This window comes from Nodularia sp. UHCC 0506 (assembly GCF_034931045.1).
Taxonomy (GTDB): domain Bacteria; phylum Cyanobacteriota; class Cyanobacteriia; order Cyanobacteriales; family Nostocaceae; genus Nodularia.
The window spans coordinates 102,111-118,420 of sequence record NZ_JAYGHH010000009.1 but is presented as its reverse complement, the minus strand read 5'-3'; the positions used below and the strand labels follow the sequence as shown (position 1 = coordinate 118,420).

The window sequence follows — 16,310 nt, the reverse complement described above, 5'->3', positions numbered from 1 at the left end:
CACCACAGTTTAAGGTACTGGAACCCACACACCAGAGTGTACAAACCGAATATCATTGCCCGCCAGATTCACATTATACATCCAGGCAGCACTTGCCCATGAAGGATTTCCACTAGAAACATTACCGCCCAAAACATTAACTTCCCATCCGGCTTGAATTGACTGGCGACAACTTAACTTTTGGTTATCAATATTCAAACAACTGTCAAAAAACTTGGGAGTTGTCGAGTGCAGACCAATTATATTTTCTGAGACCTTTGCCCGTTTAGCTGCATCTTTTTTGATTACACTTACTAATGAACTAGGTAAACTTTGCATTCCATCAGGTATTGGGGAAAAATTGGGGTCTGAAATTGCGCGTTTATTAACATAGTAAACATAGCGATTAGCGTCCATAATAACAATCATTTGCCAACCTGCTTGTTCTATATCTGGACAATTACCCATTTCTGGTTTTGTCGGTCCTGTCTCTGCACCCTGACACCAATTCCATGTTATAGCTTTAATACTTTCAACTTTCAGGTTAGAAGTTAATTTATCATGGCGACTTACAACATCTTCTAAGACTTTTTCCACAATATTTTGGGGCATTTCTGCTGTTTCTTGGGGCAAATATAAACTTAAATTCCCATAATTTAAATCTTTGCCATCCAGTCCTAAAAAGAATGGTTTCTTTCTACCTTCTACCAGAATGCGCCACCCTAAAATTGGCTGGACTTTGCAAGTAGTATTGGTGGGACAGGCCGAAAGACCTTTGCTTAGTTGTGCTGCAACAATACGCAACTGGTTGGGTTTTAGTCCCAATCTTTGAGATAAAGTAGAGATAATAGTTTGATTTAAACTTGCAGTGGCATCAAGGGTAATAAATCCATTATTAGTCACATAATAAACCCAATTTTCCCTTTGATCACTAATGGTTACACGCCAGCCAGAACGGGATTTAGCTGGACAAGGTTGAGTCGGAATCACGCCTGATTTGTCGGGTAAACAGTCTTCCCAAGTAGCTATTTCAGATTTAGTTAGTTTGAGTATTTCACTATTAATTTGCAATTGTTGTGCCATTTTCTCCCGCACTGCGATTTCTAGATTTTGAGGGAGATTTTTTGGCGTAGTAACCACCTCTACTTTAATAGAATTCTGGGGCTGTGTTGTGGCGTGAAAAATGAGGCTGCTGATACCAATTAACCCCAACACACTACATAAAATTATTTTGGCTTTCATGAATTTTGCTGTAAATAAACAGTCATCGTTTTTAGTCAATTTGTGATTAATTTGACTAAATTTAGGCGATTTATGTTTCTAATTCCAAAAAATCCGTAAAAAGTAGAGATTTTTTTATTTATAGCTTTTGTTACAATTGATGAACTTTATATTTACAAAATACCATTATGGCGTTATATGCTGAGTTACATAGACATCTGGGGGGTTCCGTTGTTCCCCGCGTTTTGTGGCGATATTTTGAACGCCATGCGACAGATTTAATTACTCGTTTTGCTGAATATTCAGAATTTGAGGACTTTTACACCCGTCCCCGCAATACTTTAGATGAGTATTTAGAATTACACACTTTAGTAGAAAGAGTCCAAACTGTAGAAACTTTACCCTACTTTATTTATCGCTTGTTGCGCGGTGCTTATATCTTTGAAAATTTGGCGTATTTAGAACTACGTTATACACCATACTTACGCACACCAGAACATCTGAGTCAAACCGAGAGAATTGATAAGATGGCGGAAATTGTGGAGGTGGTGGGAAAAGCTAGTCATTTACCAGAATATCCCATTGTGACGAGCCAAATTCTCTGTATGCACTCCCGTTTACCTTATGAGGTGAACCGGGCAATAATTGAGTTGGCTGTGCAGAATCAACAGTACGTTTGTGGTATTGATGTGGCTGGTGGCGATCGCTATTACGAAGAACGTCTAGAAGAATGGATCAGTTTGTATGATTATGCGCGATCGCAGGACATTAACACAACTGGACACCTTTACGAAACCACCGATGGCTGTCACCCGAAACTATTACCCTACCTGATGCGGATTGGTCACGGTATCCAAATTCCTCTATTATCTCCAGAGTTATTAACAGATATAGCTAAACGGGGACAGTGTTTGGAAGTTTGCCCCACAACTTACCTCAAAACGGGTACTTTACAGGATATCCGCCAACTAAAATTAGTTTTTGACCGTTGTTTTGCAGCTGGGGTAGATATCGCTATTTGTACTGATAATGCTGGGTTACATAATATGCGCCTCCCATTTGAGTACGAAAACCTCTTGACTTACGACATTATTAATTTTGAACAACTGCAAGCCTGTCAAAATGCAGCTTTCCGCCATGCTTTTGCTTGGCCTCACAATCAACCCCCTGCGTCTCTATTGAACAGATTACTTAAACCTGAACTTCCGAAAGTTTTGGCAATTACAGATTAGGTTACAAAAATTAAATTATTCATTTTGTGGGGTGAGAATGCTTATCCCACAATATTAAGGATTAAACGCAGAGTTACGCAAAGTTAACGCGGTGGTACGCAGAGTTTTTTTGAGTATTCATTGTTTGAGTTTATGCAATTTGGGTATATTTTCTGGACAATATTGATGATATAAGAGTAATCTGAGTTACAACAAACTTAGAATAATACTCTATACGTAATATGAAAGTTATTCAAGAAAGTTCTAGTCAGATGACTCTGCGCCTACGTCCCTGGATTGTTTGGATATTGGGCGCTGTTTTTACTAATATTGGTTTGTCGGGAATAGTTTTATGGCCACAAGTACATACTTTTATTTGTCGCCGTGAAACTACTGCACCATCAACTTGTCAAATTTCTAGCACAGGTTTATTTTGGTCAGACCAACAAGTTGTATCCTTAAAGGATATTGAAGGCACAAAAATTCAGACTTTTAGAGGCAGTAAAGACAAACTTACCTATCGTTTACTATTATTAACAAACAAAGGTGAAGTTTCCCCCATTTCTACAGATATTTCTGACCAGATAAGAGTCAAAAATTGGGGAGAAAAAATTGACATATTTCTCAAGGATACTCAGCAAGAGAATCTATTCATTGAATATGATCATCGTTTGTTTGATTATTTATTTGCTGGTATATTTGCATCTGGAGGTTTGGTAGCACTTTTATCAGGTAAAGTTGTAGTTTGCAAGATAGACAAGACATTAGGAAAATTAACTTTAGAAAAATATGGGTTATTAGGTAATTCTCAAGCAGAATATAGTATCAGTCAAATTCGTGGTGTAACTTTACAAAAATCAAGGAATAGCAAAGGTGGTACAACCTATAGAGTTGCTTTATTTATGCACTCTGGCGAGTATATACCATTTACAGGTTACTACAGTTCTGGATTTCGTCATCACCAACAAACAGCTGATCATATTAGCGAGTTTATTGATTTAGAAAAAATGAGAGAAAATGACCCAATGATCCCATTTAAAAGGGCATTTTCCACAGTTAAGGAGATAGGAAAAAGGGTATTCATAACTCGTGAAAGACGTGAGGCTGAACTGGCAAATTTACAGCAAGCAGTAATGAATAATCGCAATGATGCTGAAGCAAATTTCCAGTATGGTCTGTCTTTATATCTTCTACAGCGATATCAGGAAGCGCAACCTTATTTAGAAGCAGCAAAACGACTGTTTGATTTGTCAGGAAACGAGCAGAAAGTTATAGAAATAGATGCTTTTTTACACGCGCTAAACCGAAAATTATAAGTTGGTCAGGGAGGAGGTACGCAGAGGTTTTTAATGTGTATGCAGTGGGGGAAGTTTTAAGCAGCTACGCCTTCTGTAGCGCCACCAACTATTTTCCAGGCTGTGATACCACCTCTGATGACAGTGGCATGAATAAACCCAGCAGCTCGTAATAATTGCACAGCATAGCCGGCTTGTGTGTCGCTGTCACCATATATATAAATATGGCGTTCTGGGTGTAGTGCAGATTTGGCGCGTTTTACCAATTCATCTAAGGGCATTTGGATGGCCCCAGTGATGCGATTGTAATTGTAAGTGTGGCGATCGCGCACATCGATGATTGTAAACGCTGGTTGTCCCCATTCCAAACGAAATTTTAGATCATGAACTTCAGCAACTAAATCACTAATCATAACCTTTTCTTGCGGATAACCTTACAAGCAATCTATCAACAATACTTCTAGAACTTGAGTTTCTTTACAATTAATCAAAAATTCTGTGGAAATGTAAATAAAAATGCTTATTGTATTTAGTAATTGGCTCATAGCCTACACTTTAATTTATGGCATCTACTATTCAAGCTCTACCAACAGAAGTTGTACATCTAATTACAGCTGGAGAGGTAATTGACTCTTTAGCCTCTGTGGTGCGGGAATTGGTGGAAAATTCCCTGGACGCAGGTGCAACCCGTATTGTAGTTTCTCTTTGGCCGCAGCAATGGCGCATTCGCGTGACAGATAACGGTTGCGGAATGGACGAATTTGATTTACAGCAAGCAGCATTGGCACACAGTACCAGTAAAATTCGCTCTAGTGAAGATTTATGGAAGATTCACAGTTTGGGCTTTCGCGGTGAAGCGCTACACAGTTTGACAACTTTGGCAGAATTAGAAATTTTGAGTCGGACAGCAGCAGGAAACGTGGGCTGGCGAGTTGTTTATGGTGAGGGTGGTCAAGCTGTAGAATTTGAAGCCACTGCGATCGCACCTGGTACAGTGGTGACAGTCTCCAATCTCTTCGGTAATTGTGCCGTGCGTCGTCAGGGTTTGCCCACAGCCGCCCAGCAAATGCGAGGTGTACAATTAGCAATTCAACAAATCGCCCTGTGTCATCCTCATGTGACTTGGCAAGTTTGGCAAAATGACCGCCAATGGTTTACCATCTCTGCCGCCGCTACAACCGGACAACTCCTACCGCAAATTCTCCCCCAAGTGCGACAAGGTGACTTACAAGAAGTCAAACTAAAAGTACCAAACCCCCAACTCTCAGAAATCGCAACTTCCTACTCAGCACTTAGTCTAGTAGTGGGATTACCTGATAGATGTCATCGTCGCCGCCCTGATTGGGTACGGGTAGTAATTAATGGCCGCATGGTGAAATTGCCAGAATTAGAGCAAACAATGTTATCAGCGTTTCATAAAACATTACCACGCGATCGCTATCCTATTTGTTTATTAAATCTCAATATTGCCCCTGACCAAATTAACTGGAATCGTAACCCTGCCAAAAGCGAAATTTACCTGAATGAAATTGGTTATTGGCAAGAACAAATTACCCAAGCAATTGACCAAGCACTCCGCATCAGTGCAGCTAATCTCAAAGAATCTGTCCACACCACCAGAGTGAGTAAATTACTCAAAGCCGCAGAAGCTAAAGGCGGTTATCATATTAATCCTGAACATCCCCCTGAAGATAATCATACTCAGCTTTCTTTAAAAGCGATCGCGCAACTGAGCAACACCTATATTGTGGTAGAACATCCCAATGGTATGTGGTTAGTAGAACAACATATTGCCCATGAGCGAGTACTATATGAGCAAATCTGCGATAACTGGCAACTTGTACCCATTGAACCGGCAATCATTCTTTATCAACTCTCACCAGCGCAAGTATCACAACTGCAAAGAATTGGTTTAGATATAGAACCATTTGGCGAACAACTTTGGGCAATTCGCACCATCCCCGCACTTTTACAACAACGAGAAGACAGTGCAGACGCAATATTAGAACTCAGTTGGGGAGGAGATTTACAAGTAGCCCAAGTAGCCGTTGCTTGTCGCAGTGCTATTCGTAATGGTACACCCATGACTATGCCAGAAATGCAAACATTATTAGATCAATGGCAACGGACTCGCAACCCCCGCACCTGTCCCCACGGTCGCCCCATTTATTTATCCTTAGAAGAACCAGCCTTAGCCCGATTTTTCCGGCGTAATTGGGTGATTGGTAAAAGTCACGGTATTTGAGTTTTAAACTTCTGTGAATTAATTCAATTTTATCCACATCATTTTTGGTAAATCAATCAATTATTAATATCTAATGTGATTTTCCTAGCAAAACATTTTAATTTTAAATAAAATTTGGTTCAAGTACGGCTAAAGTAAGAAACACTATACAGAAGTTGTTTATATGATATCACAAAATTATAATTTACACTATTGTTTAGTTAATGATTCAAACAAACCAGTTATTTTGTTTCTGCATGGTTTTATTGGTAATATTCATGAATTTGATCAAGTTATAAAATTATTGGCTTGGGAATTTTCTTTTATAACAGTTGATTTACCAGGACATGGCAAAACTCAAGTATTGGGTGGAGATGAATGCTATACAATGGCAAATACTGCTCATGCTGTAATTAACCTCCTAGACGAGTTGAAAATTAATCAATGCTTCTTAGTAGGTTATTCAATGGGTGGAAGATTAGCCTTATATCTAACTTTACATTTTCCAAAGCGTTTTGCTAAAGTTGTCCTAGAATCAGCATCCCCAGGTTTAGCAACAGAAATAGAACGGTTAACAAGAGTTAAACGAGATGCTCAAATAGCCAGAAAATTAGCCAGAAGTATTACCAAAGCAGATTTTTATAATTTTTTACTAAATTGGTACAACCAGCCAATTTTTGGCTCAATCAAAAATCATCCCAAATTTGCAACCATGTTAGAAAGTCGATTGCAAAATAATCCTATTCAATTAACTAAATCATTGCAATTAATGGGGACTGGAAATCAACCTGCTTTATGGAACAAACTCAGCCAAAACACAACACCTTTACTATTGTTAGCTGGGGAATATGATCAAAAGTTTATAGATATCAATACAGAAATAGTTCAACAATGTAAATTTGCCCAGCTAAAAATCATTAATCATGCTGGGCATAATATTCACTTAGAAAATACTAAAGAATTTGTGAAAAATATTAAAGATTTTTTAACTAATCCCATCCCCATGTAAAATTCCCCCTCTTCTCTCTAACTCTGTGTTCTCTGTGCCTCTGTGGTTAGTTAGAACTTAACGCTGAGGGGTCGTAGTTGTAGATGCTGGTTGATTAGCAGCCTTTAATTCCTCTTTCAACATTTTTTCATAAATCTTAGGCAAAGAACTACTAATTGAATTAGTTTCTATACCGTATCCCAGACTAGTCCAAGTGGGAGAAAGTCGCCGCAAAACATCATTAATTTTTCCCTTTTGTAATAGTTGAGAAATATCAGTTCCCCAAACTTTTGGATCATTTAACCAACGGTAAACTACAACGTCTTGATACTCAGCTTCAAAACTATAAGCAGACCAAAACATCATTTGCATCGGAGGGTTGGGATGATAGCGAGGAGCAATTTCAAACCAAGTATTATTGATTATTTGATATCTTCCAGCCGCAGTTGAACAATTGCCCTTATTTGGCCCTGTGACAATGGTGACACATATCTCTGGATGACGGCTGAGGTTATTAACCTGCTGTCCACCATACAAAAGAGAATAAGGACGATTACCATTAGCTTCACTGGCTGAGATGGTTCGCATCAAAGCCCGGATATGAGGATCACCTCCTTGCATAACTAAAGGCGGCTGTTGGACTCTAAATACAGGATCACTAGGCGATCGCAATGAACCATGTACGTACCACTGTAACAAATAGACCAAACCAAGCAATGCGGCGATCGGGCCAATCAGAGGCTCAACGCCTTTGAGTTTAAAATCTTTGAGTTTAAAGCTTTTCAGTGTCAAACTCCTTCAAATTTGCTCTTCCCTAAACAATAATCATTGACGCACTTATTTCGGCAAAGTTCACAAACAAACTGCTTCCGTAATTAAGCAACATTAGCGAATAATTCTCCTAAGTTTTTGGAGGGCGCTTCTGGTTTAGCCACCACCTCAACCACTTTATTTCGTGAGGCTGGCTCAAACAGAGACTCAACAGCAACCTGGGCTACTTTTTGCCGAGGAATACTACCATCGAATAAGGTATCAGCACTCTGCATCACAATGGCATCAGAGTTATCTTCATTTTTTAAACCACCAGGGCGGACGATTGTGTAAGTTAAACCACTTTTTTGAATATACTCCTCCGCTTGTTTTTTCCACACCAAAATCAACCAAAACAAGTTCAAGGGATGAAATAACTGGGAAACACACAAAGAAGAAACAAAGACAAAATGCTCAATTCCTTTGGACTTAGCAGCATCAACTAAATTCTTAGTCCCTTCAAAATCGACTTTATAGGGGCCAGTGGGGTCAAAACTGGGTTTAGCACCAGTAGCACACAGTAAGACTGTACTATCTCCTAATGCTACATTGAGGCTTTCTGGTTCTAAGACATCGCCCACAATTAACTCAACATCAGGAGGTAAAATAGCCCTAGCTTTCTCTACATCCCTTACCAAAGCCCGCACGGGAATATTTCGCGCTCTTAACTCTTGGATAATGCGGCGACCTGTTTCACCTGTTGCTCCGGCTACAAATGCTTTCATTAGTGTTTTTGGGGTTGAATCTTTAACTTTAATGCTAACTGCTGGCGCATTTCTTGAAAAGGTTTGTTCCACACGGGGCTAGTATCCCAATTCCATGCTTCCACGGGGATAAGTTTTTCTTTAGCCAGAGAAGTTAGCAGCAGGTGTTCATCTTCTGGTTCACGGGAAAAGTCGAAGGGATTACGGTATCCTGTATTCCCCAGATTATAAGATGTTACCTGACCATAATTAATGTGTTTGATCAGTTTTTCACCCTTCATCAGCAAATCATCTAAAAACATCAAGCTAAAAGGCTCTGAATTTGAGCGAGTTTGTGGTTCTTTTTGTACCCATCTTGCCCAATCAAACCCATACATAAAATCGTGAACGTAGCGGAAGCGAATTTCTTTTTTAATGCCGAATAACTCTATCAGCACGACCATTTTGTGACTAAAGCATTCTAAAAAAGCAATAGCACCTTCATCTGCGACCAAAGCCTGTCTGACCATACTACCCACCATGAAATCAAAATCCCAGAAGATATTTTCTGGGAAGTTCTGCACCTGGGCATAAATTATAATTTCCAAATTATCCCGCAAGGCGACAATAAATTTCTGGTCTGTGATGCTGGCAGTAATTAAGTTTTCCAGTTCTACAAAATTGGTGATTAAAGTCTGATGGGGATTGAGAGTTAATGGATTAACAGACTCTTGGACTAAAATCTCGTCCAGGCATTGAAAAAGGTGATTTGTCATTGGTCATTGGTCATTAGGCAATTTTATTCTTCCCCCTGTTCCCTAATCAGAAATGTGGATAACTAATTCTCTCGTATGACTACGCTGACGATGTTCCCAAATATAAATGCCTTGCCAGGTTCCCAACACCAAATGACCACGATTTATAGGAATATGTTCAGAAGTATGGGTAAGTGCTGTGCGGATATGTGCTGGCATATCGTCTGCACCTTCCGCATCGTGGATATATTTACCTGATTCTGGGACTAATTTGGCCATAAAGTTGGCTAAATCCACCAGTACATCGGGGTCGGCATTTTCTTGTATGACTAAACTGGCGGAAGTATGGCGCAAAAACAAAGTACAAAGACCCGTTTCCACTCCAGACTCTGCAACTGTGGCAGCAATTTTGGCAGTGATATTCTGAAAGTTTTTGCCCGTAGTAGAAATTTTTAGTAATTTTTGGTAGTGAGTCATATTGACGGTAATGGACTATTCACTCTATTTTATGGATGGTTTACAGGTTTGGTGCTGATGTCCTTGATCAAAGAAAGTCTAGTTCTATAAGCTAATATCTCCCAGATGACATCAAGTTATTCAAACTTGAGGTGGAGGTAAGTGATACGCTCTTTCTATAGTGTCTTAAGTAATGTTGATCACAGTAGGATAATATACTCATGAATTTATTGATGCAAACAGCTGCTGAAGCCGCAGCACGAGGTTCCCATTTTCCTTTGGCTTTTACTTTGGTGTATGTAGTTGGTTTTATTGCTGCTGTCACTATTGGTTCTATCGCTTGGTATAATTCCAAACGACCTGCTGGCTGGGAAAGCAAAGACCGTCCTGATTTTGTCCCTAAAGTTGAAAAAGAAGAAACTCCGGGAGTGGGTGAACCGAAGTCTTAAATCAGTGAACAGTTAACAGTTAACAGTTATCAAGGCATAAGGTGGGGGATTTATAACCGCCATCAACGCCTATGAATAATCGGCTTTGGGTTATGTTTTCAATTGTCAATTAACGCCGATATACTGGGGGACGTTAAACCCAGTTATGTCTCGTGACTGATAACTGATAACTGATAACTCTGGTTTTAGTTTTGGACATCAACCCAGCGACGATAAAGCTTTTGAATTTGCTTCAGCAAAGCTGTATAAGCGGGTTGAGTAGATTCATTAAGCTTTGTTAACTCTTGTAGTTTTGTGAGAAGACGTGCTTCTTCCACGGCCACTTCGCCATCACTGTAAATTAATCCACTAATAGCCTCAATGAGATTTTCGCAATCTTCCAGGCTGGGGCGATCGCCTAAATATTCTTCGACCCAAGCATAACATTCTTGTGGTCGCACAGGAACCAATTCGTATAGCCAAGGCTTAATTTCTGGGTCTGTGGCCAAACCCTTTGCTTGAGCTATTTCCCGCAGATATTGCCGTTCTTCAGGCTGGATTTTACCATCAATCCAAGCCGCACCAATCAAAATTTTAACTAAGTTTTTCACATGGGAATCAGTAACCATTGCTGCCTCTTCCGGTAGATTCGGGGCTTCAACAAAATAGTACAATCACAAACAGTATTCATTCGGAATCGTTGGCTTTTCTTAAGCGCACCATAAAAAAGCCATCCATGTTCTGTCGATGAGGCCAGACTTTAAGCCAGCCTTGGGGTGTGGAATAGCCAGAATAGAATGAATCAACCCCAGGAGGTTGAATTTGCCATTGGGGATGATTAGCTAAAAATGTCGAAATCACACCTTCATTTTCGGCTGGATGTAACGTACAAGTGGCATAAACAAGAACACCTCCGGGTTTGACAAATTTTGATGTTTGTGAAATCAGTTCTGTTTGCAAAATTGCCAGTTCCTGGACAGATTCTGGTGTTTGTCGCCAACGTGCATCGGCGTGGCGGTGTAGGGTTCCTAAACCAGAGCATGGGGCATCGAGTAAGACGCGATCGCCTGTATTGTAAAATTGCGGTAAATTACGACTATCGCCTGTACAAATTTGAATAGAGTGTAAATGCAGTCGTTGAGCATTTTCTTTGAGTTTACGCAATCGGGACGCAGTGCGATCGCCAGCCCATATTTCCCCCTGATCCCCCATTAATTCAGCAATATGGGTAGTTTTCCCCCCTGGTGCAGCACAAGCATCAATCACCACCTCACCGGGTTGGGGATTGAGTAAATAACCCACCAGTTGAGCGCTAACATCTTGTACAGACCACCAACCCTCGTTAAATCCGGGTAGATTTTGAATTGCGCCAGTACTCCCAATTAATCTTAAAGCTTGGGGTAAATTGGGAACCCGCCTCGTTAAAATTTCCGCCGACCCCAAAGCCGTTTCCACTTCCTCAATAGAAGTCCGCAGGGGATTAATTCGCAAATCAATTGTCGGTGTTTGGTTCATCCAATCACAGAGATTTTCTGTCTCCACCAAATCCAATTGGTCTAACCAAACCTGAATAATCCAATCGGGAAAACTGTGTAAAATTCCCAAACGTTCCACCGGATTTTCCGGTAACTTTAAAGGCTCTGGAAATTTCTGAGCTAACCGGATGTATTGCCGCAATAGACCATTCACAAAACCCGTTAGACCAGAAAAGCCATTTTCCTTAGCTAGTTCCACAGTGGTGTTTACAGCCGCCGAAGCGGGGATACGCTCTTGATAACGCAGTTGGTATAAACCTAGATGTAGGATGCTGCGGAGGTCTTTGGGTTGTTGGTGAGCTTTTTTAGTGGCCAGTTGGTCTATAAGTGCATCAAGGGTGCGTTGTCTTCTCACACTGCCATATACTAATTCTGTCAGCAAACGGCGATCGTGATTCGGTAAGGTAACTTTTTGTAGCACTCTATTTAAAGCCACATCAGCATAAGCCCCTTTGTGAACATCTCGCAAGGCATTAAAAGCTATTTGACGGGAATTGGTCATGAAATATAGTAGATGATTTGAACCGCAGAGGACGCAGAGGTTAGAGAAAATAAGCAAAAAATATTACCTATTTGTCACTGCATAAATAATTAGAGGTAGACCTATTGAGTTAGTGAAGGGAGATAAAAAACTTATTTTATCCACACTAACTAAAAAGAAAAAACTACCATGAAAATCTCTATAAAATCCATTGCTCTTGTTACTATGATCACAGCAAAACAATTTAACAATCATTAAAAAAATAGGAACCATGCAAGGAAATTTCCAAGACTGTGGTAGCAAAATATCAGGTAATGGAGTGTTAGATAACAAGAATTTTACGTTTAATTTATCGAAATTTTGATCTCTGAAACTAGGCGATCGCCTACTCACTCCATTCAATGTTAATTTCTGGCTGAAGTTGGGGAACAATAAAATTTAGCATATTCACAGTCACTTAGCGATTATGGTAATTTCTGCTCAATCACCTTTTGGTATATCAGAAGGTGATTTTTTGACGTGGGAAGCATTTTTGCATGATTTTGCGTCAGTCCTGATCAATTAGGCCATCATCCCCTCCTCCCTTGTATCAAAGAGCTTTGGTAGTAGAATACTTGTATCAAAACAACTGTATAATTGATGATATACTATGACTTACGCATTGACAGAAAAAACCAAATATGAATTGAGATATGGATTTCAGGCATTAAACCTTGATTTTCCGAACTTTTTAGGTAATACTTGCGGTGAGCAGTATCTAAACTAGTAATCAAATAACAATTGATCAAAGCCTAAGAAGAGGTATTTTAGTTGATGCACACGAGCAAAAATTTGTCCGGTGCTTAATTTCTATATCATATCTGCCTTTTTTCACTTGTCGAACTCACGTTTCACTAGGTTGCAAATGCTGCATTTATGGAAAAACAGCAACCCTTATTCCACAAGCAAATTTCTGCCGAGGATTGGGAAAATACGCCAGAAAATGTGAAGTGTTTGGTAGAGTCACTACTAGCAAATACGGCTTTATCAGAAAGCCAAAGTAGTCTAATTCAATTTCTAGATGCCACCCCCATTGCGATCGCTGTCCATGATTCCACAGGGAAACTTGTTTACATACATGATCTCAGACAGGCACTGTTAGGTGAGCAAAGCCCACTCTCAGAAGTTTTGCAAATCAAGGGTGAGGGCAATAAGGTGAGGTATACGATTGTGGCATTTCAAGATATTAGCGATCACAAACGTCCAGATTTGGAACACAATGAAAGCCTCTACCGCCAGACGATCCAGGTGCAAACAGATTTGATGATGCGATCGCTGCCAGATACAACCATCACCTTTGCTAACGATGCTCTGTGCCTAGCTCTAAATCAATCTTTAGAAAATTTGATGGGACGGCGATGGAGTCACTTTGTACCTCCAGAAGATTTAGACGAGTTGGATCGTAAAATTGCCGCCCTCTCCCCAAAAAATGCCATCTTTGAAAACATCAATCAAAACTACCGCGCCAACAACCAGATTTCTTGGACAAAGTGGATTAACTTAGGGATTTTTGATCAACATGGGCAGTTGACCGAAATTCAATCCTTCGGGCGAGATATCACCGCATTGCAAGAACGAATTCAACGGGAAAAAGCACTGAATCGAGTTTTCCAATCCATCCACAACTCCCTCGATTTAGATACCATTTTTGCCACAGCAACAGCAGCAACAGCAGAACTTTTGAGAACCCTGGACTGCTTTGTAGTGCAGTATCTACCAGAACAGGGCATTTGGAAACACATCGCTGAATTTCGCCACAATCCAAACACCAAAACCACCATTGGCTTTGAGATTCCCGATGTGTGTAATCCCTTTGCGGTTCAACTCAAACAGTTACAAGTTGTGCAGATAGCAGATACCACTAACTTGGACAATGAGATTAACCCAGAAGCCGCCCACATCATACCCAGAGCCTGGTTACTGATTCCCTTGGTGGTTGAAAATACTCTGTGGGGCAGTTTTACAATAACAGCATCCGAACAACCCTTCAGCTGGAGCAATGACCAAATTGAACTAGCCCAGTCCGTCGCAGATCAGCTGGAGATTGCCATTCAACAGGCTAATCTTTACCAACAGTTACAACAGGAACTAACAGAACGCCACCAGATGGAAACGGCTCTGAGAGAGCGTGAAGCCCAGTTTCAAAATATGGCAGCCAATGTCCCAGGCGTAATTTTTCGTTACCTGCTTTGCCCTGATGGTTCTGACAGTGTAATTTACATGAGTCCGGGTTGTTACCGTCTCTGCGAAGTACAACCCCAGGAGGTGATAGTGGATGTTAGCATCCTGTGGCAAATGATCCGTCCTGAAGACTGTCCTGGAGTGCAAGCCTCGGTAATGGAGTCGGCACAAACATTATCACCCTGGTTATGGGCGTGGCGGATTATCACACCATCAGGGCAAGAAAAATGGCTAGAAGGTGCTGGCAGACCCATTGCACAAGCCAATGGTGACATTATTTGGGATACCTTGATTGTGGATGTGACAGACCGCAAACAAGCTGAAGCAGCGCTGCGAGAAAGTGAAGTCCAATATCGATTGTTAGCCGAAAATACCAAGGATCTTGTATGCCTTCACGATTTGAATGGTCAATATATCTACGTCAGCCCTTCTTGTGAATTCCTTCTGGGTTATTGCCATGAAGAAATGCTCAAACACGATATTTATCACTTTATTCATCCCGATGATCGCAACCAGGTTTACCACAAAATTCGGACAGCAGTAATCGGCGAAAAACCTACACCTATAATTTATCGGGTGCTTCAAAAGCCTGGAAACTATATTTGGTTTGAAACCCTGACTAAGCCCATTTTCGATGATTCAGGGCAAATTGTACAACTGCAAACCACCTCCCGTGATGTAACCGAACGCATCCAGGTGCAAAATCAGTTGAAATATGATGCCCTCCACGATAGGCTCACAGGGTTGCCCAATCGCTGTCTGTTCATGGAAAGGTTGGAATTAGCTATTCAACGAGCCAACTGTCTCGAAAATTACCATTTTGCTGTTTTAGTTCTCGACCTGGATCGATTCAAAGTCATCAACGATAGCCTGGGGCATTTCACAGGAGATCAATTACTCATTGCCATTGCTCAAAAACTGCAAGCCACCCTCCGAACAATTGATTTCACAGCTCGCTTGGGTGGTGATGAATTTGTGATCTTACTGGAAGAAATTCAGGATATTCAGCAAGTACTGCGGATTACAGCACAAATTTTGGCAGAATTGCAAACACCCCTGACCATTGAAGGACGTGAAATATATACGACAGCTAGTATTGGGATTGTATTGGGTACAAAAGACTACCTTCAAGCCTCCCATCTATTGCGAGATGCTGATATTGCCATGTATCGGGCCAAAAACCAGGGTAAAGCCAGGTATGAAATCTTTGATGCTGAAATGCACATTGAAGCGTTGAATCGGCTGCATTTAGAAAACGACCTGCGCCGAGCCATCAAGTGTCACGAATTTGTGCTTCACTATCAACCAATTGTTGCTCTAGACACTGGAAATTTGCTTGGCTTTGAAGCCTTGATTCGCTGGCAACACCCTACCCAGGGGTTAAAATTTCCAGGAGAATTCATTGCCGTAGCTGAGGAAATAGGATTAATTACCCTTCTAGACTATTGGGCAGTGCGTACAGCCTGTGAGCAACTGGTAGCCTGGCAAACTGCTTTCCCTAAGCTTGCTGCCATGAAGATGAGTGTTAATCTCTCGGCGCAAGATTTACGCCAGCCTGACCTGTTAGAAGAAATGGGGCGAATTCTGACTCAAACAAACTTAAATGCTTGTTGCTTAACGTTAGAAATTACCGAAAGTATGTTAATTGAAGATATTGAGTCTACGATTAGTCTACTTAGCCAGTTGCAGGAGCGTGGGATTCAAATTAGTATTGACGATTTTGGTACGGGATATTCATCCTTAAGCTATCTTCACCGTTTACCTGTGGATTATCTTAAGGTTGATCGTTCCTTTGTGCATGAAATTCAATCAAGCAAAAGAAATCATCAGATTGTCGAAACTATTATGGCACTGAGTGATCATTTAGAATTGAATGCGATCGCAGAAGGAATAGAAACTCTAGAACAACTAGAACGCTTGCAAAATCTTGGCTATAAATTCGGTCAAGGATATCTATTCTCAAAGCCTCTAAGCCAAAAAGAAGCAGAAGAATTCGTAATTCGTAATTCGTAGTTCGTAATTCG

14 protein-coding genes are annotated in these 16,310 nt (G+C 40.6%); 6 read left to right on the top strand and 8 right to left on the bottom strand.

The window, feature by feature from the left end:
* Positions 1–9: 9 nt before the first annotated feature.
* Positions 10–1,221, bottom strand: a complete 1,212-nt coding sequence (locus tag VB654_RS08740; protein WP_323213326.1) for a hypothetical protein — start codon at positions 1,219–1,221, stop codon at positions 10–12.
* Positions 1,222–1,388: 167 nt separating this feature from the next.
* Between VB654_RS08740 and VB654_RS08735 the strand changes: the two genes are divergently transcribed.
* Entirely contained in the window at positions 1,389–2,432 is a 1,044-nt protein-coding gene (locus VB654_RS08735; RefSeq protein ID WP_323213325.1) for an adenosine deaminase, read from the top strand.
* 221 nt (positions 2,433–2,653) lie between these two features.
* Entirely contained in the window at positions 2,654–3,727 is a 1,074-nt protein-coding gene (locus tag VB654_RS08730) for a hypothetical protein (RefSeq protein ID WP_323213324.1), read from the top strand.
* A gap of 56 nt (positions 3,728–3,783) precedes the next feature.
* On the opposite strand, the gene VB654_RS08725 is transcribed toward VB654_RS08730, so the two are convergent.
* Positions 3,784–4,119, bottom strand: coding sequence for a rhodanese-like domain-containing protein (locus VB654_RS08725; RefSeq protein WP_323213323.1), 336 nt, complete (start codon positions 4,117–4,119; stop codon positions 3,784–3,786).
* 149 nt (positions 4,120–4,268) lie between these two features.
* On the opposite strand from VB654_RS08725, the gene mutL reads away from it, so the two are divergent.
* Together mutL and menH are read left to right on the top strand one after the other, a co-directional pair.
* The gene (mutL, locus tag VB654_RS08720; RefSeq protein ID WP_323213322.1) at positions 4,269–5,951 is read left to right on the top strand and encodes a DNA mismatch repair endonuclease MutL; all 1,683 of its coding nucleotides are present in this window, start codon (positions 4,269–4,271) and stop codon (positions 5,949–5,951) included.
* Between the two features lie 163 nt (positions 5,952–6,114).
* Positions 6,115–6,939, top strand: a complete 825-nt coding sequence (gene menH, locus VB654_RS08715) for a 2-succinyl-6-hydroxy-2,4-cyclohexadiene-1-carboxylate synthase (protein ID WP_323213321.1) — start codon at positions 6,115–6,117, stop codon at positions 6,937–6,939.
* Positions 6,940–6,996: 57 nt separating this feature from the next.
* On the opposite strand, the gene VB654_RS08710 is transcribed toward menH, so the two are convergent.
* The 4 genes from VB654_RS08710 to VB654_RS08695 form a co-directional block, all read right to left on the bottom strand.
* On the bottom strand, positions 6,997–7,710 hold the full coding sequence (locus VB654_RS08710) for a glycoside hydrolase family protein (RefSeq protein ID WP_323213320.1): 714 nt from the start codon (positions 7,708–7,710) through the stop codon (positions 6,997–6,999).
* A gap of 83 nt (positions 7,711–7,793) precedes the next feature.
* On the bottom strand, positions 7,794–8,453 hold the full coding sequence (locus tag VB654_RS08705) for an NAD(P)H-binding protein (RefSeq protein WP_323213319.1): 660 nt from the start codon (positions 8,451–8,453) through the stop codon (positions 7,794–7,796).
* Positions 8,453–9,187, bottom strand: coding sequence for a hypothetical protein (locus tag VB654_RS08700; protein ID WP_323213318.1), 735 nt, complete (start codon positions 9,185–9,187; stop codon positions 8,453–8,455). Before VB654_RS08700 ends, VB654_RS08705 begins: the two co-directional genes overlap by 1 nt.
* A gap of 42 nt (positions 9,188–9,229) precedes the next feature.
* On the bottom strand, positions 9,230–9,643 hold the full coding sequence (locus tag VB654_RS08695) for a secondary thiamine-phosphate synthase enzyme YjbQ (RefSeq protein ID WP_323213317.1): 414 nt from the start codon (positions 9,641–9,643) through the stop codon (positions 9,230–9,232).
* Between the two features lie 200 nt (positions 9,644–9,843).
* Between VB654_RS08695 and psb35 the strand changes: the two genes are divergently transcribed.
* On the top strand, positions 9,844–10,071 hold the full coding sequence (gene psb35, locus VB654_RS08690; protein ID WP_323213316.1) for a photosystem II assembly protein Psb35: 228 nt from the start codon (positions 9,844–9,846) through the stop codon (positions 10,069–10,071).
* Positions 10,072–10,256: 185 nt separating this feature from the next.
* On the opposite strand, the gene VB654_RS08685 is transcribed toward psb35, so the two are convergent.
* Entirely contained in the window at positions 10,257–10,679 is a 423-nt protein-coding gene (locus VB654_RS08685; RefSeq protein ID WP_323213315.1) for a TerB family tellurite resistance protein, read from the bottom strand.
* A gap of 58 nt (positions 10,680–10,737) precedes the next feature.
* Complete coding sequence (locus VB654_RS08680) at positions 10,738–12,087, bottom strand: 16S rRNA (cytosine(967)-C(5))-methyltransferase (protein WP_323213314.1); 1,350 nt, start codon at positions 12,085–12,087, stop codon at positions 10,738–10,740.
* An 894-nt stretch (positions 12,088–12,981) separates the two neighbouring features.
* Here VB654_RS08680 and VB654_RS08675 point away from each other — a divergent pair.
* Positions 12,982–16,299: an EAL domain-containing protein gene (locus tag VB654_RS08675; protein WP_323213313.1), complete on the top strand. Its 3,318-nt coding sequence runs from the start codon at positions 12,982–12,984 to the stop codon at positions 16,297–16,299.
* Positions 16,300–16,310 lie beyond the last annotated feature (11 nt).